Source organism: Streptomyces sp. KL2 (assembly GCF_046529545.1).
Taxonomy (GTDB): Bacteria; Actinomycetota; Actinomycetes; order Streptomycetales; family Streptomycetaceae; genus Streptomyces; species Streptomyces radiopugnans.
This window is the reverse complement of the sequence record NZ_CP127170.1, coordinates 2,885,891-2,906,394: the sequence shown is the minus strand read 5'-3', so window position 1 is coordinate 2,906,394 and position 20,504 is coordinate 2,885,891. Positions and strand designations below refer to the sequence as shown.

Here is a 20,504-nt window from a genome sequence, read left to right as displayed (position 1 = left end):
TCTGGCGATTATCCGGGCATGCCCAAGGAATCCGTGCCGGGAAACAACCCATGCCGGATCCTTTTCGCGGGGTGCTATCCGAGCCGCCTCAGCGATTTCCCTCCAGGATCTCCCGGATTTCCTCCAGGTCGTACTCCGCGCGTCCCGGGCGGCCGTATCTGGTCAGTTTTCCGCGGCTGGCCCACTTGCGCACGGTGGACCGGGACACGCCGGCCGCGAGCGCGGCCAGCTCCGTGGGCACCGTGCACCGCGGCCTCCCGGATCCCCCGGGCGTCACGGACGTCACGGCGCGCCGCTCGCGGACGCGGCGACAGGCGGTCGTCCCAGCAGGAGCCAGTGCCGGGCCTGCCACATGTGCCCGGCCTCGCAGCGCACATCGGGCCGGCGGCCGGCGGCCGTCGCGCGCACCACCCGCCCGCAGCCGGGCACCGCACACGTCCCCACCTCGCGGTCCCGCGGGACCACCTCGCGGTCCAGGACCGCGCACAGGGCCGCGTTCAACTCCGCCGTCTCCCCGGCGAAGTCGGCTCCGGCGGGGTGCCCGAGCAGCCAGTCCAGGTTCGCCTCCAGGAACCCCACCAGCGACGGCACCCGCGCGTCCGGGGGCGCCGGCACCGCCCGTTCGTCGGCGACCATCCCCGCCCAGGAGGTGAGGACGGCCAGCACGTCCGACCGCACGGACACGGCCCGGTCGTCCAGGGCGATGCCGCGGTGCCGGTGGGTACGGCGCCGGCCGGCCACGCGCTCCGCCGGCGGGCGGGCGGCGGACGCCTGCGCGGCGATGCTCTCCTCGTACAGGTCCCGCAGGCGCAGCAGGTCACCTCGGACCGTGTCACGGCCGGCCGGTGCCCGGAGCGGAGTGTTCGACATACGCGTGTCCTCACGACGGAGCGGTTGGGGGGATGGGGCGCGGCCGTGGGACGCGTCCGCGCCCGGGTGGAACACACGGGAGGAGCGGGGCGCCGCGGCCGTCAGCCGGGCGAGAGGGCGCCGAGGCCGTGGCACAGCGCGGCCCGGTGGATCCGTTCCGCCAGCACCACGTCCAGCCTCGTCTCCGGGGCGGCGCCGCTCAGGAGCTCCACCAGCAGGACGTGGTCGGCACAGGCGCGGCCGGGGTGTTCGCCCGTGAAGACCTGCCGCAGGTCGGCCTCGACCCCGAGGCGGCCTCCCGCCGGAACGGGAACGCGCCCGGCCGCGTCCAGCAGGCCGAGATCATCGACGTAGACGGCGCTGACACAGCCCGTCGTCTCTTCCCTCAGACTGCGGCCGGTGGCGTTGACCAGCACGGACCCCGGGGCCAGATGCCCCAGGCACGGCCTGCTCACCACCGGCTCGGTGACGACGACCAGGCTGGCGCCGAACGTGGCCTCCTCCGGGCTCGCCGCGACGGTCAGCCCGATGCCCGTCGCCTCCAGGACGCCGGCGATCCCGCTGTCGACCGGTGAGGCGTGCGGGCCTCCCGGCGAGTGGACGGCGACATGGCTGACGTCCGGCACGCTGCGCGCGATCACCAGCAGCTGTATGCGCCCGGCGGTGCCCGAGCCGATCAGCGAGGCGGTCACCACCCCGGGGTCCAGGAGCTGGTTCGCCGCCAGCGCGGTCAGGGCCGCGACCCGGCAGGCGTACAGGCCCGATGCCGGCAGCGCGCACAGGTCGCCGCCGCCGGGGTCCCGTAACACCGCCGTGTCACCGCGCAGTTCCAGTAATCGCCCGCCGGGTCCGGCGTGCCGCCCGGGGCCGCCGTCCGGGTGCGCCAGCAGTTCCTCGGCGGCCGCCTGCGCGGAGTCGAAATCGGGGACGAGGGCGCACAGGTCCTCCGTGTCCAACCTGAGAAAGCGGCTGTCCATCAGTCGTGGCCTCCTCGCATCCGGAGATCGTGCACACGACAATGGGGAGCAGGGCTCCCGATGCTCTGTCGATCCGCTCCCGGTGCGCTGAGTGCCCGCCGGGAGCAAGGGGATGGCGATTCGATGGAATCCTGCGCTCCACTCTTATCACCGAACCGCACCACCACCGACCGGCACCATGGAGGGAAAAACATGTCCGCCAGAGGCCGTTTCACCGCCACGCTCCTCGTCGCGCTCACGGCCGTCCTCGGGCCGACCGCAGCAGGAACGGCGTCCCAGGCAGGTCCGCAGACGGCGGCGGCCGGGGGATCGGTGCACGGCTGCCCCTCGGACACCCTGGGGAACCCGCTCCCGGGCGGCTGCACGGAGGACACCCACTGGTGATCCCCGGGCCGGTGCGGGCACGCGCCGCGCGTGCCCGCACCGGCCCGGCTCACACGGAGGCGGGGCCGCCGACCTCCGCGCCCGAGCCGAGCAGCTCCCCCGCCGGCAGATCGGGGTGGGCGGCCCGGAGCTCCGCCAGCAGCTTCGCGGACTCGCGCGAGTCGACCGACGACAGCAGCCGTACGGCACGCTCCAGATCGCCCCGGGCGGAGTCCTGTCCGGCACGGACCTCCGACAGCAGCACGAGGGCCTTCGCCTGCCACAGCACCGAGCCCAGCTTCCCGAAGATCTCGTGGGCCGCCCGCAGATGGCGGGCGGCGCTCGCCTCGCCTCCCCGCGCCAGCGCGATCTCGCCGAGCGCGTACAGCGCCTTCGCCTCGATGAGCTGCTCCCCCACCCGGCGGGCCAGCCCGAGGGCGTGCGCGAGGGTGGTCTCGGCGGTGTCCAGCCGGCCCTCCCGGTGCCGCAGCAGCCCCAGGCCGTAGACCACGTGGACCTCCCCGATGCGGTCACCGGTGTCGCGGACCATGCGAAGCACCCGGTGCAGCGCCTGGCGGGCGAGATCGATCCGGCCGGTGGCCATGTAGACCTCGGCGAAGCGGTGCACGACCTGCACCTCCATCCTCGGGCACGACACCTCCCGGCAGATGGCCAGGGCCTCGTCCAGCAGCTCGCCCGCGGTCTGCGGGTCCCCCTCGCCCAGGTGGAACTTGGCCAGGCTGCGCAGGATGTGCGCCTCCCCCACGCGGTCGCCCACGGCGCGCATCGTCCGCAGCGACTCGTCGTACCTGTCGAGCATCCTGGGGATGTCGCCGTACAGGCCGTCGACGTGCGCGGCGTTGCGCAGCACCAGGGCGCAGCCGTGCGCGTCGCCCTCCGCCCGGAAGGCGGCGAGCGCGGCCTCGAAGCAGTACCGCGCCTCGGCCATCTGGGTCTGGAACATGTGCAGGGTCCCCAACGAGTACAGCATCGCCGCCGTGCCCGTGCGGTTGCCGGCCCGCTCGGCGGCCTCCCTGGCGACCGTGGCGCACTCGCGCCAGTCGTCGAAGTAGCCCTTCGCCTCGAACAGGGTGACCGCGGTCAGCGCCAGGTCCCAGCACAGCTCGTCCAGCCCGGCCTGCGCCGCCTGCCGCACGGCGGCCGTCAGGGCACGCCGCTCGGCCTCCCACCAGTACGCCGGATCGGCCATGCCGTCCGGGTCCCAGCCCCCCGCCGGGCGCCAGCGCGGAGCGCTGCCGTGCAGGATCGTGTAGTCCCCGCCGTACTCGCTGCGGTGCGCCTCCTCCGCCAGGGCCAGCCAGCCGCCCAGCAGGCGGGACAGGGCCGCCGCGCGCTCGTGCCCGTCCTCCTCCGCCGACAGCCGTTCTTTGGCGTAGATCCGGATGAGGTCGTGGAAGCGGTAGCGGGGCGAACGGGACCCCGGGTACACCACGACGTCCAGAAGCTGCGCGTCCACCAGCGTGTCCAGGAGCTCCCTGCCCTCGGCCGGCGAGACGTCCAGCAGCGCCGCCGCGGTCCAGTCCGGGAAGTCGAGGACCCTGACCATCGACAGACGCCGGAACAGCCGGGCCGCGGACTCGCCGAGGCCGCGGTAGGCCAGCTCCATGTTGGACCTCAACTCCAGCCCGTGGTGGGCCAGTTCGTCCAGCCTGCGCGCCTCGTCGCGCAGCCGCCGCACCAGGCCCTCCATCTGCCAGTGGGGCCGCGAGGCCAGCCGCGCCCCGGCGATCCGCAGCGCCAGCGGCAGGCCGCCGCAGGACGTCACCAGCTCCACGGCCGCCTCGCGCTCGGCCTCCACACGGTCCTCGCCGACGATCCTGGTGAGGAGCTCGATGGACTTGTCGGTGTCGAAAACATCGATGTCGAGCCGGTGGGCGCCGGTCAGGCCGCCCAGACGCTTGCGACTGGTGACGATCACCGCGCACGTGGGACTGCCGGGCAGCAGGGGCCGCACCTGCTCCTCCGAGGTGGCGTCGTCGAGCACCAGCAGCAGCCGTCTGCCCGACAGCTTGCTGCGGAAGAGCTCGACGCGCTCGTCCGTGTCCTCCGGCACCGCGGTGCCCGGAACGCCCAGCGCGCGCAGGAAGCGGGCCAGGAGGCGGGCGGTGCGGTCCTCGCCGCCGGGGGTGCGCATGTCCGCGTAGAGCTGGCCGTCGGGGAAACGGGCGCTCAGTTCGTGTGCGGCCCGCACCGCGAGGCTGGACTTCCCCACTCCGCCCTTACCGGAGATCGCGACGATCGGCACGCTCCAGCGCGCCCCTCCCTCCTCCCCGCCCTCCGTCAGCAGCCGCTTGATCTCCTCCAGGAGGTCCTCGCGCCCGGTGAAGTCGGCGACGCTGGGCGGAAGCTGCTGGGGCACGAGCGCGTTCCCTCCCGCACGCGGCTCGGTGGAGCGCTGTTCACGTGCGCCGGAACCGGAGGAACGGGGCGGGGGCGGGCGGAGGTCCGCGGGCAGGTCGAGCGACGGATCGCGGTTCAGGATCGCCCGGGTCAGCTCCTGGAGCTCCTGGCTGGGCTCGACACCTATCTCCTCCACCATCACGGCGCGTGCCAGGCGCCCCGCCTCCAGCGCCTCGGCCTGGCGGCCCGCGCGGTACAGCGCCAGCATCAGGAAGCAGTGGAGCCGTTCACGTAAAGGGTGCTCCGCCACCAATGCGCGTAATTCATGACAGATCTCCTCGTGCCTGCCCAACGCGAGGTCGAGCCGCACGAGTTCCTCGACGGCGGCCAGCCGCCGGTCCTCCAGGACAGTGGCCTCGCGCCGCACCATCCCGCTGGGGACGCCGGCGAGCGCGGTCCCCCGCCAGAGGGCCAGGGCCTCGCGCAGCACCGCGGCCGCCCGCTCCTCACCCCCCTCGTCCGCGTGCGACCGGGCCTCGGCCACCAGCGCGGAGAAGCGCAGTACGTCGAGCTCCTCGGAGCCGATCACCAGCATGTACCCCGGCTGGCGCGTGGCGATGGCGCCGGGGTGTCCGGCGTCGCCGAGGATCCTGCGCAGCGCGGAGATGCAGGTCTGGATCTGCCCGCGTGCCGTGGAGGGGGGAGCGGTGTCCCAGACGGCGTCGATGAGCTGCTCGACGGGGACGACGCGGTTCGCGTTGAGGCCGAGCACGGCCAGTACGGCCCGTTGCCTGGGGCCTCCGAGGTCGACCGACCGACCGTCCACCACAAGATCGACCGGGCCGAGGAGCCTCAGACCCATTCAGCACCCCCCGTGCATGGCGAATCCGTGGTCGAGACCACCTTGACGGGCTTTGACGGTGCCCCATCTTCCGGTCCCTGTCAACGACGCCTCCGGGCACCGGACGGGGCCCTTCCCGCCCGTCAGCGCCCCCGCCGGTCACGCCCCCGGCCCGGGGGGACGCGCTCCGGGAGGAGTTCGATCCGGGCCGCGACCGGGAGGTGGTCGCTGCCGGTGGCGGGGAGGGTCCACAGGCGGGTGACGGCGGCGCCGCGGGCCATGACGTGGTCGATCCGGGCGACGGGGAAGGTCGTGGGCCAGCTGAAGGAGAAGCCGTCCGCCGCCTCCCGGCCGGTGGAGTCCACGCCGTTCAGGACGGGGGCGAGCCCGCGGTCGTCCAGAGTGCCGTTGAAGTCGCCCAGCACGATCACGCGGGGCAGTTCCTCCGCCCGCAGCGCCTCCCCCAGCAGAGCGGCGCTCTCGTCCCGCCGCCTCGTGTCGAAGCCGCTCGCGCGGATGCGCACCGAGGGTAGATGGGCCACGTGCACGGCGATGTCGCCGTGCGGGCTGCGTACGGCGGTACGCAGCCCGCGGTTCCAGTCGGGGCCGAGGTCCGCGGGGCGGATGTCCAGCGGGCGGGTGCCGGTCAGCGGGTGCCTGGACCACAGGCCGACGGTCCCCACCACCACGTGGTGGGGGTACTCCCGCGCCAGCGCATCGCCGTAGGCGGGCAGGGCGGCGGGGGTCAGCTCCTGCAGCGCGACAAGGTCGGGGCCGGCGGCGGCCAGGGCCCGCGCGGTGGCGGCCGGGTCGCGGTTCTCGTCGCTCGCGTTGTGCTGGACGGCCGTGAGGAGGGCGGTACGGGCGGCGGTGCCGGCCGTGTCCCCGCCCCGGGGCGCCAGGGCACCGTGGAAGAGGGCGAGCCAGACCGCCGACGGCAGCGCCAGTGCCACCAGGGCGAGAGCCGAGCGGCGTACCAGCGCCGCGGCCAGCAGCACTGGGACGGCGAGACCGAGCCACGGCAGGAAGGCCTCCAGCAGACTGCCCAGACCGAGTACGGCGCCCGGCACCAGCGAGTGGAACGCCGTCAACCCGGCCGTGAGCACGGCGAGCGCGGCGGGGACGCGGCCCCGTGACCAGGCGGTGCGGCCCGTGGCGTCCGCGCCCCGCCACCGCCGTGCCCCCGCCGTCCGTGCCACTCGCGCCCCTCCCGGCCTACCGGCCTACCGGCCTCCCGGAAGCATGGCACGCCGCGGCGGCGCGGCCGGGCGGCGGGGTGGGGCAGTCGGGATCGGGCAGACGGGGTCGGGCAGTGGCCCGGGCGGGGCGTGGCTCACAGGTTCTTGGGGTCGAACGGGTCGTGCTCGGTGATCAGTTTGTCCAGCCGGGCCTTGTCCACGCGGGTGGTCACCTCCTGCATCTCCTGCCGGTCCCGCACGCACTTGGCCAGCGTGAAGGTGGAGGAGACCAGGAAGAGGACGCCGATCGCCAGGAAGCCGCGCTCCCACGGCCCCATCGGCATGTAGGCGACACCGAGGCCCACGGCGAGCAGCGAGAGCGCGAAGGAGGCGACGGCCTGCACGAAGAACGCGGCCGTGGTGGGCCGCTGGACTGGTGTGGTCATGGCCACCACGGTGGCGCGGCCCGGCGGCGTCCGCATGAGTACGGCTACTCAGCATCCCCGGGGACGCGCGCGGGGGCGGGACGGCGGGAGCGGCGGGGGCGGATGCCCGGAGCGGGGGCGCTCAGCGCAGCACCCGGTCCCGCAGGACGGGGAAGTCCTCGCGGACCTCGGCGACGTACGCCGGATCCAGCTCGGCGGTGACCACCCGCTCCTCGGCGTCCGGCGCCTCGGCCAGCGTCTCGCCCCAGGGGTCGATGATCGCGCTGCGGCCCGCCTGGGGGACGCCCGCGTGGGTGCCCGCGGTGCCGCAGGCCAGTACGTACGCCTGGTTCTCCACGGCGCGGGCGCGGGCCAGCAGGGACCAGTGGGAGGCGCGGCGGGCGGGCCAGCCCGCCGGGACCACCAGCGCGCGGGCGTCCGCGTCGGTCAGCGCGCGGAACAGCTCGGGGAAGCGCAGGTCGTAGCAGGTGGCCAGGCCCAGGGTGATGCCGGGCAGGGCGACGGTGACGGGCTCGGCGCCGGCGGACATCAGGGTCGCCTCGCCGCGGTCGAAGCCGAAGCGGTGGATCTTGCGGTACACGGCGGCCCGCTCGCCGTCGGGGGAGAAGACCAGGGAGGTGTTGTACAGAGCCGTGCCGCCGGCGTGCTCGGCCCGTTCCACGACGGACCCGGCGTGCAGCCAGACGCGCGCCTCGCGGGCCGCCTCGGACATGGCCCGCGCGGTGGGTCCGTCCAGCGGCTCGGCGCCGGTCTCGAAGGAGTCGAAGGCGAAGGCCCCGACCGTCCACAGCTCGGGCAGGACGACCAGGTCCGAGCCCGCCTGCCCGCGTACGAGCGATGCGGCCCGCGCGCGGCGCGCTTCGACCGTTTCGTCCGGGTTCACATCGATCTGGATGAGGGAGGCGCGCACCGTACCACCGTCCATGGATTCGAGGGGGCCAAACGCCGGTCGAAAGCCGGTCGAAAGCAGCCTACGATCGTCACCCGAAAGGCCTGTCAGGCTGCCCGCCCGCAGCGTAACTTGAGAGCACCCAGTCCGCGAACCCACACCATCCACACGTATTCAGCACGTATCCGAGGGGTCCTGTTGACCGACCACCCTAGCCTTCAGCCCTACGCCGACGCCTGGGCCCACTCCATCGAGGCGATATCCGAGCTGGTCTCCCCGCTGGTCGAGGGCGAGTGGAACCGCGCGACCGAGTGCCCCGGATGGTCGGTCCGCGACATCGTCTCCCACGTCATCGGGTCGGAGTGCGAGATGCTGGGCGACCCCCGTCCCATCCACTCCCTGCCGCGGGACCTGTTCCATGTGAAGGACGAGGTCAGCCGCCGCGTCGAGGTCCAGGTGGACGTGCGGCGCTGCCACACCGCGCCGGAGATGACCAGCGAGCTGGAGTACACGATCATCCGCAGGTCGCGCCAGTTGCGGAACGAGAAGCGCGACCCGTCGACGATGGTGATGACTCCGCTCGGCCGGGAGATGACGCTGGAACGGGCGCTGCGGCTGCGGGCGTTCGACGTGTGGGTGCACGAGCAGGATCTGCGGCGGGCGCTGGGCAGGCCGGGCAACCTGGACTCCCCCGGCGCGCACGTCGCGCGGGACGTGCTGCTGGAGGGGCTGCCCAAGGTGGTCGCCAAGGACGCCGGGGCGCCGCCGAACTCGGCGGTCGTCCTCGATGTGAGCGGGCCGCTGGAGTTCATGCGGACCGTGCGCGTGGACGCCGAGGGCCGGGGCACGGTGGACGGCAGCGTCTCGCTGGGGCCGGCGGTCACGCTGGCGACGGACTGGGAGACGTATCTGCGGCTGGCCTGCGGGCGGGTGCGGCCCGCGGCGGTGCGCGGGAACCTCAAGATCGAGGGCGACCAGGCCCTCGCGGACGCGATCCTCGCGCACTTCGCCGTCACGCCCTGAGCGTCCGGGACCGCGGGCCCCGCGGTCCCGCGCCCCGCGGTCCCGCGCCCCGCGGTCCCGGACCGGTGCGCCCTCACACCGGCACGTCCTCACACCGGCACGTGCACCGCCTCGACGCGGCTGGCCACCACCCGCTCGCGCTCGCGGCGGTGCGCCCGGCCGCGCAGCCGGAGGATCTGGGCGGTGCCCAGCGCCTGGAGGACGAAGACGGAGGCGAACGCGATCCGGTATTCGTCGCCGGTCGCGTCCAGCAGGACGCCCACCGCCAGCAGGGTGGTCATGGAGGCCGTGAAGCCGCCGATGTTGACGATGCCCGACGCCGTGCCCTGCCGCTCGGGCGGATTGGCGGGGCGGGCGAAGTCGAAGCCGATCATCGAGCCCGGACCGCAGGCGCCGAGCACCACGCACATCAGGACCAGCGCCCACAGCGGTGCCCGCCCCGGCCAGCACAGCACCATCGCCCAGACGGCGGCCGTGGCCAGCACCGTGCCCAGCGCGATCGGCGCCCGTGCGCTGTGGTGCCGGGCGATGACCTGGCCGTAGACCAGGCCGATGGCCATGTTGGAGAGCACCACCACGGTCAGCAGGGTGCCGGCCTCGGCGCGGGTGCGGCCCTGCGCCTCGACGAGGAACGGCATCCCCCACAGCAGCAGGAAGACCATGCCGGGGAACTGGGTGGTGAAGTGCACCCACATGCCCAGCCGGGTGCCCGGCTCGCGCCACGCCTCGGCGAGCTGGCGGCGTACGTAGCCGCGTTCGCGCACCGGCTCCGGCCCGGGTGCGGCGGCGGGTGCGGGTGCGGAGGGGGCGGGGGCCTCGGGCCGGTCCTTGAGGAAGACCAGGACGAGCACCAGGACCAGCACGCCCAGCGCGGCGCTGCCCGCGAAGGTCGGCGTCCAGCCGAAGGCGGCCAGCAGGCGCGCCAGGACCAGTGTGGTCAGCAGGTTGCCCGCCATCCCGAACAGCGCCGCGACCTGGGCGATCAGCGGACCGCGGCGGGGCGGGAACCAGTTGGAGCCCAGCCGCAGCACGCTGATGAACGTCATGGCGTCGCCGCAGCCCAGCAGCGCGCGGGCGGCCAGCGCCATGACGTACGAGCCGGAGAGCGCGAAGGCGAACTGGCCGGTGGTGAACAGCACTATGCCCAGGGTCAGGACCTTCTTGGTGCCCCAGCGGTCCACCAGCAGGCCGACGGGTATCTGCATCCCGGCGTAGACCAGGAGCTGGAGGATGGAGAAGGTCGACAGGGCCGAGGCGTTGATGTGGAAGCGGTCGGCGGCGTCGATGCCCGCGACGCCCAGGCTGGTGCGGTAGGTGATGGCGGTGAAGTAGACGGCGACGCCCAGCCCCCACACGAAGGCGGCCCGCGGGCCGCCGAGCCGCACTCCGGAAACCGGGGTTCCGGGCAGGTTCCCGCCGCTCACCGGACCTCACCGCGCAGCAGGTGCCGCACGGAGCCGACGTGGCCGCGCACCGCCTCGGCGGCGGCCTCCGCGTCCCCCGTGCCCAGCGCGCGCAGGATCTCCGTGTGCTCGGTGATGTTCTTGGCGATCCGGTCGGGGTGGGAGTGCATCACGGCGACGCCCATACGGAGCTGGCGGTCGCGGAGCTGGTCGTACAGACGCTCCAGGATCTGGTTGCCGGCCGCCCTGACCACGGTGGCGTGGAAGAGGCGGTCGGTGGCGGCCACCGCCGCCAGGTCGCCGGTCCCGGCCTGGCGGCGCTGCTGCTCCAGGAGTTCGCCGAGCCGGTCCAGCAGGTCGCGCGACGCGGGGACGACCTTGCGCACGGCGTGCTCCTCGACCAGCAGCCTGGTCTCGACGACGTCACCGATCTCCTGGGCGGAGACGGGCAGGACGAGCGCGCCCTTCTTGGGGTAGAGCCTGATCAGGCCCTCGGCCTCCAGGCGCAGCAGCGCCTCCCGCACGGGGGTGCGGGAGACCCCGACCGCCCCGGCCAGCTCGCCCTCGGTGAGCAGGTCGCCGCCCTCGTAGTGGCGCTCCAGTACGGCCTGTTTGACGTGGGCGTAGACGCGTTCGGCGGCGGGGGGCGCGGAGGACTGGGAGGGCATGGACACACCATAGATACAACAGGTATGCGTGCCCATCCCCGTCCGCCATGCGGGACGGGGCGGAGCGGGGCGCAGGCGGCCCGGACAGGAACGGACGGGGCCGGACGGGGCCGGACACGCGGCGGGGCCCGCCGCACGGTGCGTGCGGCGGGCCCCGCCGTGGTCCGCCGGGCCGCTCGGGCCCGGGTGATCAGGCCCGGGTGATCAGGCCCAGGTGATAAGGCGCTTGGGGTGCTCCAGGACGGCCGCGGTGTCGGCCAGCACCTTGGAGCCCAGCTCGCCGTCGACCAGACGGTGGTCGAAGGAGAGCCCCAGGGTGGTGACCTGGCGCGGCTTGACCTTGCCCTTGTGGACCCACGGCTGGAGCTTGACCGCTCCGAAGGCCAGGATCGCCGACTCCCCGGGGTTGAGGATCGGGGTGCCGGTGTCGACGCCGAAGACGCCGACGTTGGTGATCGTGGCCGTGCCGCCCTGCATGTCCGCCGGAGGGGTCTTCCCCTCCTTGGCGGTGGCGACCAGCTCGCCCAGCGCCCGTGCCAGCTCCGGCAGGGTCTTGGCGTGCGCGTCCTTGATGTTCGGCACGATCAGACCGCGCGGGGTGGCCGCGGCGATGCCCAGGTTCACGTAGTCCTTGTGGACGATCTCCTGGCTGGCCTCGTCCCAGGCGGCGTTGATCTCCGGGTTGCGGCGGATGGCGACCAGGAAGGCCCTGGCCACCAGCAGCAGCGGGTTGACCCGCAGACCGGCCATGTCCGGGTCCTGCTTGAGTTCCTGCACCAGCTTCATCGTGCGGGTCACGTCGACGGTGATGAACTCCGTGACGTGCGGCGCGGTGAAGGCGCTGGAGGACACCGCCTGGGCGGTCGCCCTGCGCACACCCTTGATCGGCACCCGGCGCTCGCGCTCACCGGTGCTCCACACCGGCGGAGCCGCCGCCTCGGTCCGGGCCGGTGCCGCCTGGGGGGCGGCGGGCGCGGCGGGCGCGGCGGCGGCCTCGTTCGAGGGCGCGGGGGCCGCGGCGGCGTGGACGTCCTCGCGGGTGATGATCCCGTTCGGACCGGTCGGCACGATCGCGGCCAGGTCCACGCCCAGGTCCTTGGCGAGCTTGCGCACCGGCGGCTTGGCCAGCGGGCGCTGCGGGGAGCGCTCGGCCTCCGGGACGGCGGGCGCCGCGGCCGGGGGCGTGGTGGTGGCGTCCATCTCGGCCTGGACGGCGGCCTGCGCGTCCCGCACGTGGTTCTGCTGCTTGCGCGGGCGCCGCTTGGTCGAGGCGGTGCCGACGCCGTAGCCCACCAGCACCGGCTGGCGCTTGGCGCCCTCCTCCGCCTCCGGCTCGGCCGGGGCGGTCCCGGCGGGCGCCGCCTCGGCGGCGGGCGCGGCGGCCGGCGCCGCGTCGGTCCCGGCGGGTCCGGCGGATCCGACGGGCCCGGCCGACGGGTCGGTGTCCACCGTGATGATCGGGGTGCCCACGTCCACGGTGACGCCCTCTTCGAAGCGCAGCTCGTGCACCACGCCGTTGTACGGGATGGGCAGCTCGACGGCCGCCTTGGCCGTCTCCACCTCGCACACCACCTGGCCGTCGGTCACCGTGTCACCGGGCCCCACGTACCACTTGAGGATCTCGGCCTCGGTCAGGCCCTCCCCCACGTCCGGCATCCTGAACTCGCGGATGCGCTGGGCAGCGGCCCCGGCGGCAGCCGTATCAGTCATCGTCACGACTCTCCTCAGCCCCTACTCTCAGTACGCCAGCGCGCGGTCGACGGCATCGAGCACCCGGTCCAGGTTCGGCAGGTACTCGTCCTCCAGCCTGGCCGGCGGATACGGCGCGTGGAACCCGCCCACCCGCAGCACCGGCGCCTCCAGGTGGTAGAAGCACCGCTCGGTGATCCGGGCGGCGATCTCCGAGCCCGTGCCCAGGAAGACCGGCGCCTCGTGGACGACCACCAGGCGGCGGGTCTTCTCCACCGACGCCTGGATCGCGTCGAAGTCGACCGGGGACATCGACCGCAGGTCCAGCACCTCCAGCGACCTGCCCTCCTCCTCGGCCGCCGCGGCGGCCTCCAGGCAGGTCTTCACCATCGGCCCGTAGGCCGCCAGCGTCAGGTCGGCGCCCTCGCGTGCGACGACCGCCCTGTGCAGCGGGCCGGGGATGGCCTCGGTGTCGACCTCGCCCTTGTCCCAGTAGCGGCGCTTGGGCTCGAAGAAGATCACCGGGTCGTCGCAGGCGATCGCCTGCTGCATCATCCAGTACGCGTCCGAGGCGTTGGACGGCGAGACGCACTTCAGGCCCGCCACGTGCGCGAACAGCGCCTCGGGCGACTCGCTGTGGTGCTCCACCGCGCCGATGCCGCCGCCGTAGGGGATGCGGACGACGACCGGCAGCTTGACCTTGCCCAGCGCGCGGGCGTGCATCTTCGCGAGCTGGGTGACGATCTGGTCGTAGGCGGGGAAGACGAACCCGTCGAACTGGATCTCCACCACCGGCCGGTAACCGCGCAGGGCCATGCCGATCGCGGTGCCGACGATGCCGGACTCGGCCAGCGGGGTGTCGATGACCCGGTCCTCGCCGAAGTCCTTCTGCAGGCCGTCGGTGATGCGGAAGACGCCGCCGAGCTTGCCGACGTCCTCACCCATGATCAGGACCTTGGGGTCGGTCTCCAGGGCCTTGCGCAGCGACTCGTTGAGCGCCTTGGCCATGGGCATCTTGGTGTTGGCCATCTCAGCGGCCCTCCTCGTCGGCGAAGGACGCCAGGTACTCGGCGAACTGGGCGCGCTCCTCGTCCACCAGCGCGTGCCCGTCGGCGTAGACGTTCTCGAAGATGGCCATGGTGTCCGGATCCGGCATGGTCCGGATGGCCTCGCGCACCCGCAGCGCCAGCGCGTCGCTCTCCTGGTCGAGCCCGGCGAGCCAGTCGGCGTCGATCAGGCCCTCCTTCTCCAGGTAGGTGCGCAGCCGCAGGATCGGGTCCTTGGCCTCCCACTCCTCGCGCTCGGCGTCCTTGCGGTAGCGGGTGGGGTCGTCGGAGGTGGTGTGGGCGCCCATCCGGTAGGTGAACGCCTCGACCAGGGTGGGGCCCTCGCCGGCGCGGGCGCGCTCCAGGGCGGCCCGGGTCACGGCCAGCACCGCCAGCACGTCGTTGCCATCCACCCGGACGCCGGGGAAGCCGAAGCCCGCGGCGCGCTGGTAGATCGGCACCCGCGACTGGCGCTCGGTGGGCTCGGAGATGGCCCACTGGTTGTTCTGGCAGAAGAACACCACCGGCGCGTTGTAGACCGCGGAGAAGGTGAACGCCTCGGCGACGTCGCCCTGGCTGGACGCGCCGTCGCCGAAGTAGGCGATCACCGCGCTGTCCGCGCCGTCCTTGGCCACGCCCATCGCGTAGCCCGTGGCGTGCAGCGCCTGCGAGCCGATGACGATGGTGTAGAGGTGGAAGTTGTTGCTGTTGGGATCCCAGCCGCCGTTGTTCACACCGCGGAACATGCCCAGCAGGTTGGTCGGGTCCACCCCGCGGCACCAGGCCACACCGTGCTCCCGGTAGGTCGGGAAGACGTAGTCGTCGTCCCGCAGCGCCCGGCCCGAGCCGATCTGCGCGGCCTCCTGGCCCAGCAGCGACGCCCACAGGCCCAGCTCGCCCTGGCGCTGCAGCGCGGTGGCCTCGGCGTCGAACCGGCGGGTGAGGACCATGTCGCGGTACAGACCGCGCAACTCGTCGGGGGTCAGGTCCAGCGAGTAGTCCGGGTGCTCGACCCGCTCGCCCTCCGGCGTCAGCAGTTGTACGAGCTCGGGGCGCGCGGCCGACTGCGAGCGCTTCCTCGCCCCGCTCGTCGTGGTGCGCTTTCCGCTGCTGCGGCGCGGCTTGCTGCGCGCGGCAGTGCTCTCCACGGTCACTTGTGCTCCTCCGTCTGTCCGGCTCCCGGGGTCGCCGGGAAGCCTGGGGATTCCCCGCCGGTGGCAGGGAGAGGCTCGCCCGGATCCGTACGGCCCACGGGGTAGGTGCGGCGCGGACGGAACCGAGCGGTGACAGGTGTCCCGTTCGACGGCCCGCTGTCAGCACGTTACCCAGTACCTCCGCACATGCGCGAAGGGTCCCTGACCTGCAATTTTGCTTGGGTTTCCAAGTAAATCGCAAAAGCCTGGAACGTCACTGGTCACAGCCTCGCAAGCGCCTGGGACAAGCGCACGTTATCCCGGTACCGAAGTGACGGGAAGAGCTGTGGAAGAGTGACGCGGAGATGGCGCGTGATCGGTATGTGAGACGGACACGGAGGGTGAAGGGGCGTACGGCCCCACAGGAGCCGCGTACCGCGCATACACCGCCTACGGGCGGAACTACGCGCAGAAGGCGTCGCACACCGCCTCGTACCGGCCGGTCCACCACACCACCAGCGCGGAGGCCGCCGGGAACTGCGGGTCGGTGCGGCGGTCGCGCAGCTGGTAGCGCCAGCGCAGCATCCAGAAGTCGTTGAGCCGCTCCCACCACACCCGGTGGACGGCCGCGGCCATCTCGTCCGCCCCGGCCCCGGTGGCGGCGCGGTAGGCGCGGGCGTAGGCCCGGATCTTGGCCAGGTCCAGGGTGCCGCCGGGCCGCAGGAAGAAGATGGCGGCGGCCCGTACGGCCTCCTCGGCGCGCGGCTGCACGGCGAGCCGGTCCCAGTCCACGATCGCGACGGGCTCCCAGGGGGCCCGGTCCCGGTAGAGCAGGTTGAGGGGGTGGAAGTCGCCGTGCACCCACCCGGCGACCGGCTCGGCCCCGGCGGGCGGACGGCGGTGGGCGTGGCGCTCCAGCAGGGTGCGGCGCTCGCGCAGCCGGTGGTCCGCCAGCTCGTCGAAGCAGTCTCGCCGGGCCCGGGCGCGCACCCGGGCCAGCAGCTCGTCGATGAGGCCGAAGGTCACCTCCGGATCGGCGCTGGGCTCGGCGGCGCACTCGGCGGCGGGCACGGGCGCGACCTGGCCCAGCCGTACGTGCACCAGGCCCAGCAGCGCGCCCAGCCGGCGCGACTGCCCGCACGACAGCTCCCCGCCGTCCCGGTGCCTGCCGTCCACCCACGGGTGGAGGGCGTAGCAGCGGTCCTCCACCACGGCGACGGTCCGTCCGGAGGCGTCCTCGACGGGCGGTACGACCGGGACACCGAGGTCGCCGAGGCGGACGGTGACGCGGTGCTGGTGCTCGATGCGGGCCGGATCGCGCGGATCCCCGTCGAGGTGGTGCTTGAGGAAGAACCGGCCCCGCGTGGTGGACAGCCGGTAGCCGCGGTTCAGCAGCCCCTGGGCCACCGGCTCGCAGGAGATCGGCTCCCCGGCGCCGAAGCGCCGCACCAGCGTGGCGAGGGTGGCGCGGGGGAGGTGGGGAGACTGCACGCCGGGAATCGTAGGTCACCGAGAGCGACCACCCGGGCGCGTTGTGCACCGGGGGCGCGGAGGTGGTATTGGGGCGGCGCGGACGGGCGGACGCGGGACAGGGGCAGGACGGATCCGGGGCGGAGGGCGGAGGGCGGAGGCGGGACGGGCCCGCGTCCGGGTCAGCCGCCGGTGCCGCCGGCCCCGCCCGGCGCTCCCCCTGCCGTGGCCGCCCCGTCGCCGGCGGTGGTGCCGCCGGTGGCGGGGTCGGTGCCGCCGGTGGTGCCGGTGTCGCCGCCGGAACCGCCTTCGGCCGTGCCGCCGGTCTCCGTGCCGCCGGTGTCCGTGCCGCCGGTGTCCGTGCCGCCTTCGGCGGTGCCCCCGGTGTCGGTACCGCCGTTGGTCGTACCGCCGTTGGTCGTACCGCCGTCGGTGCCGCCGCCGGGCTCGCTGGGCTCGCCGCTGGGCGAGGGCTCGGGACTGGGCTCCCCGCCGCCGGTCCAGCCGGTACTCCCGCCGCCGTTCTGCCAGCCGCCCGTGCCGCCGGGCTCGGTGTCGCCGTCCTGGCCGGGCTCCCGCGTCTCCTCCTCCTCGGGCGAGGGATCGGCCGAGCTCTCCTCCTGGGAGGGCGTGGAGGTGGTCTTCTGCGGCCCCTTCTGCTCCTGGCCGTCCCCGCTGCCGTTGACGGCCAGGAAGATGCCAGCGGCGATGGCGAGGACGGAGAAGAAGGCGATCAGCCCGTACTTCAGGCCGCTGCCGCCCCGGCGCCCGTCGTCGTAGCCGCCCGTGTCGTAGCCGCCGCCGTCGTACGAGCCGCCGCCGGGGGCGCCCATGAGCAGCGGCGGGCCGACCCGGGTCGCGGCGTCGTCGGGGTAGCCGCCCGCGGCGGTGGCGGCGGGGGTGTCGCCGCCCTGGTAGGCGCCCGGGGTGCCCATGGCGGGCGTGGCGCCGGTGGAGACCACCGCGCCGGTGTTCCACAGGCCGCCGGTGTGGCCGCCCTGCTCCTGGAGCATGCGCAGCGCGTACTGCACCAGGCCGCGCATCTCCTCGGCGGTCTGGAAGCGGTCGTCCGGGTCCTTGGCCAGCGCCCTCATCACCAGGCCGTCCAGCTCCGGCGGCACCGAGTCGTTCACCCGCGAGGGCTGCACCGGCTCGTCCTGGACGTGCTGGTAGACCACCGACAGCGGGGTCTCCCCGGTGAACGGCGGACGCAGCGCCAGCAGCTCGTAGAGCATGCAGCCCGTGGCGTACAGGTCGGAGCGGGCGTCCACCGTCTTGCCGAGCGCCTGCTCGGGGGAGAGGTACTGCGGGGTGCCCATGACCATGCCCGTCTGGGTCATGGTGGTGGACGCGCCGTGCAGCGCACGGGCGATGCCGAAGTCCATCACCTTCACGGCGCCGTTGTTGGTGATGATGACGTTGGCGGGCTTGATGTCGCGGTGCACGATGCCGTGCTGGTGGCTGTAGGCGAGCGCCTCCAGCACCCCGGAGATGATGATCAGCGCCTGCTCGGGCGGCGGCGCGTCGGCGTTGAGGAGGAGGTCGCGGATGGTACGGCCCTCGACCAGCTCCATGACGATGTACGGCACGGTGTTGCCGCCGACCACGTCCTCGCCGGAGTCGTAGACGGCCACCACCGCGTGGTGGTTGAGGCCGGCGACGGACTGCGCCTCGCGCGTGAAGCGGGCCTTGGAGATCGGGTCCTCGGCGAGGTCCGCGCGCAGCAGCTTGACGGCGACGGTGCGGCCCAGGCGCACGTCCTCGGCGGCGAACACCTCCGCCATGCCGCCGCGGCCGAGCCGGCGCGTGAGGCGGTAGCGTCCGTCGCCCACCACACCGCCGCTGCCCCACGACTCGGGCGAATCGGACACCCCACCAGCAGTCTCGTCGGGCTCCGAAGGCCCTCCGGCGGCTTGTGTCTGTGCCATCAGTCCTCGCCGTAGATCAGGTCCGCGAGCCGCGGATCCGTACGCTCTGCTCCTTGTGCACGCTAACAGGGTCCGGGAGCCGTGCCCCTCGGCGAAGGCGAAGAGAGCGGCGCGGGAGGTGGTACCGAGAGCGCTGGGGGCAGCAACGGACCATCCAACCCGCTCGGGCGTCCAACTGGCAAGTTACGATGTCGGGCGGCTCCGCGAGCGCGTGTGAGGCGTATGCGCGCATCGGGTCACGGAACGGGCAACCGCCTTGACGTGTCCGACCGCTGGGGCAGACTTGGCCCGGAAGTCCACGGGTGGGGTCCACGGGTGGACCGGTGTCCCGCCCGGCGTTCGAAGGCCGGCCGGCGGCACCACGGGCACCGGCAGAGCAACCGTACACGCGCAGGCCCGAGACGGCAGTCCTGCGGCGCCGAGGGGGAAGCAGTCAGATGAGCGACGACGGCGCGCAGGCCGCGTACCGGGGCCGTACGGTCGGCGGCGGGCGTTACCAGCTGCGCGACCTGCTGGGCCAGGGCGGCATGGCCTCGGTGCACCTGGCCTACGACACGGTGCTCGACCGCCAGGTGGCGGTCAAGACCCTCCACACCGAGCTGGGCCGCGAGCAGTCCTTCCGGGAGCGCTTCCGCCGCGAGGCGCAGGCGGTCGCCAAGCTGGCGCACACCAACATCGTCTCGGTCTTCGACTCCGGCGAGGACGAGATCGACGGCGCGCTGGTGCCCTACATCGTCATGGAGTACGTCGAGGGCAACCCGCTGCGCACCGTCCTCGACGAGGACGTGGCCCGGCTCGGGGCGATGCCGAGCGACAAGGCGCTGGCCATCGTCTCCGAGGTGCTCGCCGCGCTGGAGACCAGCCACGAGATGGGCCTGGTGCACCGGGACATCAAGCCGGGCAACGTCATGCTGAACAAGCGCGGCACGGTCAAGGTCATGGACTTCGGCATCGCCCGCGCCATGCAGTCCGGCGTCACGTCGATGACGCAGACGGGCATGGTCGTCGGCACCCCGCAGTACCTCTCCCCCGAGCAGGCGCTGGGACGCGGCGTGGACGCCCGCTCCGACCTGTACTCGGTGGGCATCATGCTCTTCGAGCTGCTCACCGGGCGGCTCCCCTTCGACGCGGACTCGCCGCTGGCCATCGCGTACGCGCACGTCCAGGAGGAGCCGCCCGTACCGTCGTCGATCAACCGGTCGCTGCCCCCGGCCGTGGACGCGCTGGTCGCGCGGGCGCTGAAGAAGAACCCCAACGAGCGGTTCCCGACCGCCGAGTCGATGCGCCGGGAGTGCGAGCGCGTCCGCAACTCGGTGGTCGCCTCGAACACCACCCCGCTGATCGCCGGCGGCGTCCCCGGCCCCAACAGCGGCGCGGCCGTCTCCCAGTCGGTCTTCCCGCCGGTGGACGCCCAGGGCACCCCGCCGCCGCCCGGCATGCAGCAGCCGTACCAGCCGCACTACGCGCCGACGGCCGGCTTCGGGGCCGCGGGTGCGGTCCAGCAGGGGTACTCCACACCGGCACCGGGCCCGTACGGCCACCAGGGCGGCGCGCCGACCCCGCCGCCGTACACCATCTCGCCCTCGCCCCAGCCCTCCGGCGGCGGGAGGAGCACCGGGGTGCTCGTCGGGTCGGCGATCGCGGCGATCATCGTCGTCGCCGCCGTGATCATCGCGGTGTCGCTCAACGGCGGCGGCGAGGAGAGCCCGCGGGCGGGCGAGTCCCCGGGGCCCGTCCAGACCGCGGAGCAGCCCGCGGGCACCGGCGGGGGCGACTCGGGCGGCGGTACGGGCGGTCAGGAGACCGACGGCACCGACACCGGCACGGACACCGACGACAGCGGCGGTGACGACGACGGCGGCGGCTTCAAGGACGAGGACACCTCGAAGACCATCGACCCGGCCAAGTGCACGGACGCGTCGGAGAGCATCTTCGACAAGGGCAAGACGAACATGCCCGACCTGACGTTCAAGCACCTGGACTCGGTGAAGGAGTGCGTCCGCGAGGCGGGCTGGATCCTGGACGACGTCGAGTACGAGGACGAGAACCTGTACGGGAAGAACACCGTCCTCAAGCAGTCCCCGAAGGCCTACGAGGGCTTCGACCCCAAGAAGGACAAGATCACGCTGACCGTCTCCACCGGCCACCCGGCGGACTGACCGCGGCGGACACGCGCGAGGGGCCCGGCACGCGGATCGCGTGCCGGGCCCCTCGCGCGT

At 73.5% G+C, this 20,504-nt stretch carries 16 protein-coding genes; 3 read left to right on the top strand and 13 right to left on the bottom strand.

Annotated elements, in window-relative coordinates; genetic code table 11:
- Positions 1 to 282: 282 nt before the first annotated feature.
- Together QPK52_RS13150 and QPK52_RS13145 are read right to left on the bottom strand one after the other, a co-directional pair.
- Complete coding sequence (locus tag QPK52_RS13150) at positions 283 to 870, bottom strand: hypothetical protein (RefSeq protein ID WP_410537659.1); 588 nt, start codon at positions 868 to 870, stop codon at positions 283 to 285.
- Between the two features lie 101 nt (positions 871 to 971).
- Positions 972 to 1,847: a hypothetical protein gene (locus QPK52_RS13145; RefSeq protein WP_410537658.1), complete on the bottom strand. Its 876-nt coding sequence runs from the start codon at positions 1,845 to 1,847 to the stop codon at positions 972 to 974.
- Positions 1,848 to 2,039: 192 nt separating this feature from the next.
- On the opposite strand from QPK52_RS13145, the gene QPK52_RS13140 reads away from it, so the two are divergent.
- Entirely contained in the window at positions 2,040 to 2,231 is a 192-nt protein-coding gene (locus tag QPK52_RS13140) for a hypothetical protein (RefSeq protein ID WP_410537657.1), read from the top strand.
- A 49-nt stretch (positions 2,232 to 2,280) separates the two neighbouring features.
- Here QPK52_RS13140 and QPK52_RS13135 read toward each other — a convergent pair whose 3' ends face one another.
- The 4 genes from QPK52_RS13135 to QPK52_RS13120 form a co-directional block, all read right to left on the bottom strand.
- Positions 2,281 to 5,433 (bottom strand): BTAD domain-containing putative transcriptional regulator, encoded by a 3,153-nt coding sequence (locus QPK52_RS13135; RefSeq protein ID WP_410537655.1) that lies wholly within the window; start codon positions 5,431 to 5,433, stop codon positions 2,281 to 2,283.
- A gap of 122 nt (positions 5,434 to 5,555) precedes the next feature.
- Complete coding sequence (locus QPK52_RS13130; protein ID WP_410537654.1) at positions 5,556 to 6,611, bottom strand: endonuclease/exonuclease/phosphatase family protein; 1,056 nt, start codon at positions 6,609 to 6,611, stop codon at positions 5,556 to 5,558.
- A gap of 134 nt (positions 6,612 to 6,745) precedes the next feature.
- Positions 6,746 to 7,036 (bottom strand): YiaA/YiaB family inner membrane protein, encoded by a 291-nt coding sequence (locus QPK52_RS13125; RefSeq protein WP_410537653.1) that lies wholly within the window; start codon positions 7,034 to 7,036, stop codon positions 6,746 to 6,748.
- Positions 7,037 to 7,157: 121 nt separating this feature from the next.
- Positions 7,158 to 7,946 (bottom strand): carbon-nitrogen family hydrolase, encoded by a 789-nt coding sequence (locus QPK52_RS13120; protein ID WP_410540319.1) that lies wholly within the window; start codon positions 7,944 to 7,946, stop codon positions 7,158 to 7,160.
- A gap of 177 nt (positions 7,947 to 8,123) precedes the next feature.
- Between QPK52_RS13120 and QPK52_RS13115 the strand changes: the two genes are divergently transcribed.
- Positions 8,124 to 8,948, top strand: coding sequence for a maleylpyruvate isomerase family mycothiol-dependent enzyme (locus tag QPK52_RS13115; protein ID WP_410537652.1), 825 nt, complete (start codon positions 8,124 to 8,126; stop codon positions 8,946 to 8,948).
- Between the two features lie 89 nt (positions 8,949 to 9,037).
- Here QPK52_RS13115 and QPK52_RS13110 read toward each other — a convergent pair whose 3' ends face one another.
- From QPK52_RS13110 to QPK52_RS13080, 7 genes are all read right to left on the bottom strand, one after another.
- Positions 9,038 to 10,372, bottom strand: a complete 1,335-nt coding sequence (locus tag QPK52_RS13110) for an MFS transporter (protein ID WP_410537650.1) — start codon at positions 10,370 to 10,372, stop codon at positions 9,038 to 9,040.
- The gene (locus QPK52_RS13105; RefSeq protein WP_410537649.1) at positions 10,369 to 11,019 is read right to left on the bottom strand and encodes a GntR family transcriptional regulator; all 651 of its coding nucleotides are present in this window, start codon (positions 11,017 to 11,019) and stop codon (positions 10,369 to 10,371) included. Before QPK52_RS13105 ends, QPK52_RS13110 begins: the two co-directional genes overlap by 4 nt.
- Before the next feature lie 204 nt (positions 11,020 to 11,223).
- Positions 11,224 to 12,729, bottom strand: coding sequence for a dihydrolipoamide acetyltransferase family protein (locus QPK52_RS13100; protein ID WP_410537648.1), 1,506 nt, complete (start codon positions 12,727 to 12,729; stop codon positions 11,224 to 11,226).
- 27 nt (positions 12,730 to 12,756) lie between these two features.
- On the bottom strand, positions 12,757 to 13,737 hold the full coding sequence (locus tag QPK52_RS13095) for an alpha-ketoacid dehydrogenase subunit beta (RefSeq protein ID WP_410537647.1): 981 nt from the start codon (positions 13,735 to 13,737) through the stop codon (positions 12,757 to 12,759).
- Between the two features lies 1 nt (position 13,738).
- Positions 13,739 to 14,908: a pyruvate dehydrogenase (acetyl-transferring) E1 component subunit alpha gene (gene pdhA, locus QPK52_RS13090; protein WP_093657037.1), complete on the bottom strand. Its 1,170-nt coding sequence runs from the start codon at positions 14,906 to 14,908 to the stop codon at positions 13,739 to 13,741.
- A 441-nt stretch (positions 14,909 to 15,349) separates the two neighbouring features.
- On the bottom strand, positions 15,350 to 16,378 hold the full coding sequence (locus QPK52_RS13085) for a phosphotransferase enzyme family protein (RefSeq protein ID WP_410537645.1): 1,029 nt from the start codon (positions 16,376 to 16,378) through the stop codon (positions 15,350 to 15,352).
- Between the two features lie 161 nt (positions 16,379 to 16,539).
- Positions 16,540 to 18,285 (bottom strand): protein kinase domain-containing protein, encoded by a 1,746-nt coding sequence (locus QPK52_RS13080; protein ID WP_410537644.1) that lies wholly within the window; start codon positions 18,283 to 18,285, stop codon positions 16,540 to 16,542.
- A gap of 437 nt (positions 18,286 to 18,722) precedes the next feature.
- On the opposite strand from QPK52_RS13080, the gene QPK52_RS13075 reads away from it, so the two are divergent.
- The gene (locus tag QPK52_RS13075) at positions 18,723 to 20,444 is read left to right on the top strand and encodes a protein kinase domain-containing protein (protein ID WP_410537643.1); all 1,722 of its coding nucleotides are present in this window, start codon (positions 18,723 to 18,725) and stop codon (positions 20,442 to 20,444) included.
- Positions 20,445 to 20,504: the final 60 nt, after the last annotated feature.

Bases quoted from the DNA above. Each gene is read 5' to 3' on its own strand.
- QPK52_RS13150 (WP_410537659.1), bottom strand. From the start codon at position 870: ATGTCGAACACTCCGCTCCGGGCACCGGCCGGCCGTGACACGGTCCGA.
- QPK52_RS13105 (WP_410537649.1), bottom strand. From the start codon at position 11,019: ATGCCCTCCCAGTCCTCCGCGCCCCCCGCCGCCGAACGCGTCTACGCC.
- QPK52_RS13140 (WP_410537657.1), top strand. From the start codon at position 2,040: ATGTCCGCCAGAGGCCGTTTCACCGCCACGCTCCTCGTCGCGCTCACG.
- QPK52_RS13100 (WP_410537648.1), bottom strand. From the start codon at position 12,729: ATGACTGATACGGCTGCCGCCGGGGCCGCTGCCCAGCGCATCCGCGAG.
- QPK52_RS13075 (WP_410537643.1), top strand. From the start codon at position 18,723: ATGAGCGACGACGGCGCGCAGGCCGCGTACCGGGGCCGTACGGTCGGC.
- QPK52_RS13145 (WP_410537658.1), bottom strand. From the start codon at position 1,847: ATGGACAGCCGCTTTCTCAGGTTGGACACGGAGGACCTGTGCGCCCTC.
- QPK52_RS13095 (WP_410537647.1), bottom strand. From the start codon at position 13,737: ATGGCCAACACCAAGATGCCCATGGCCAAGGCGCTCAACGAGTCGCTG.
- QPK52_RS13125 (WP_410537653.1), bottom strand. From the start codon at position 7,036: ATGACCACACCAGTCCAGCGGCCCACCACGGCCGCGTTCTTCGTGCAG.
- QPK52_RS13080 (WP_410537644.1), bottom strand. From the start codon at position 18,285: ATGGCACAGACACAAGCCGCCGGAGGGCCTTCGGAGCCCGACGAGACT.
- QPK52_RS13135 (WP_410537655.1), bottom strand. From the start codon at position 5,433: ATGGGTCTGAGGCTCCTCGGCCCGGTCGATCTTGTGGTGGACGGTCGG.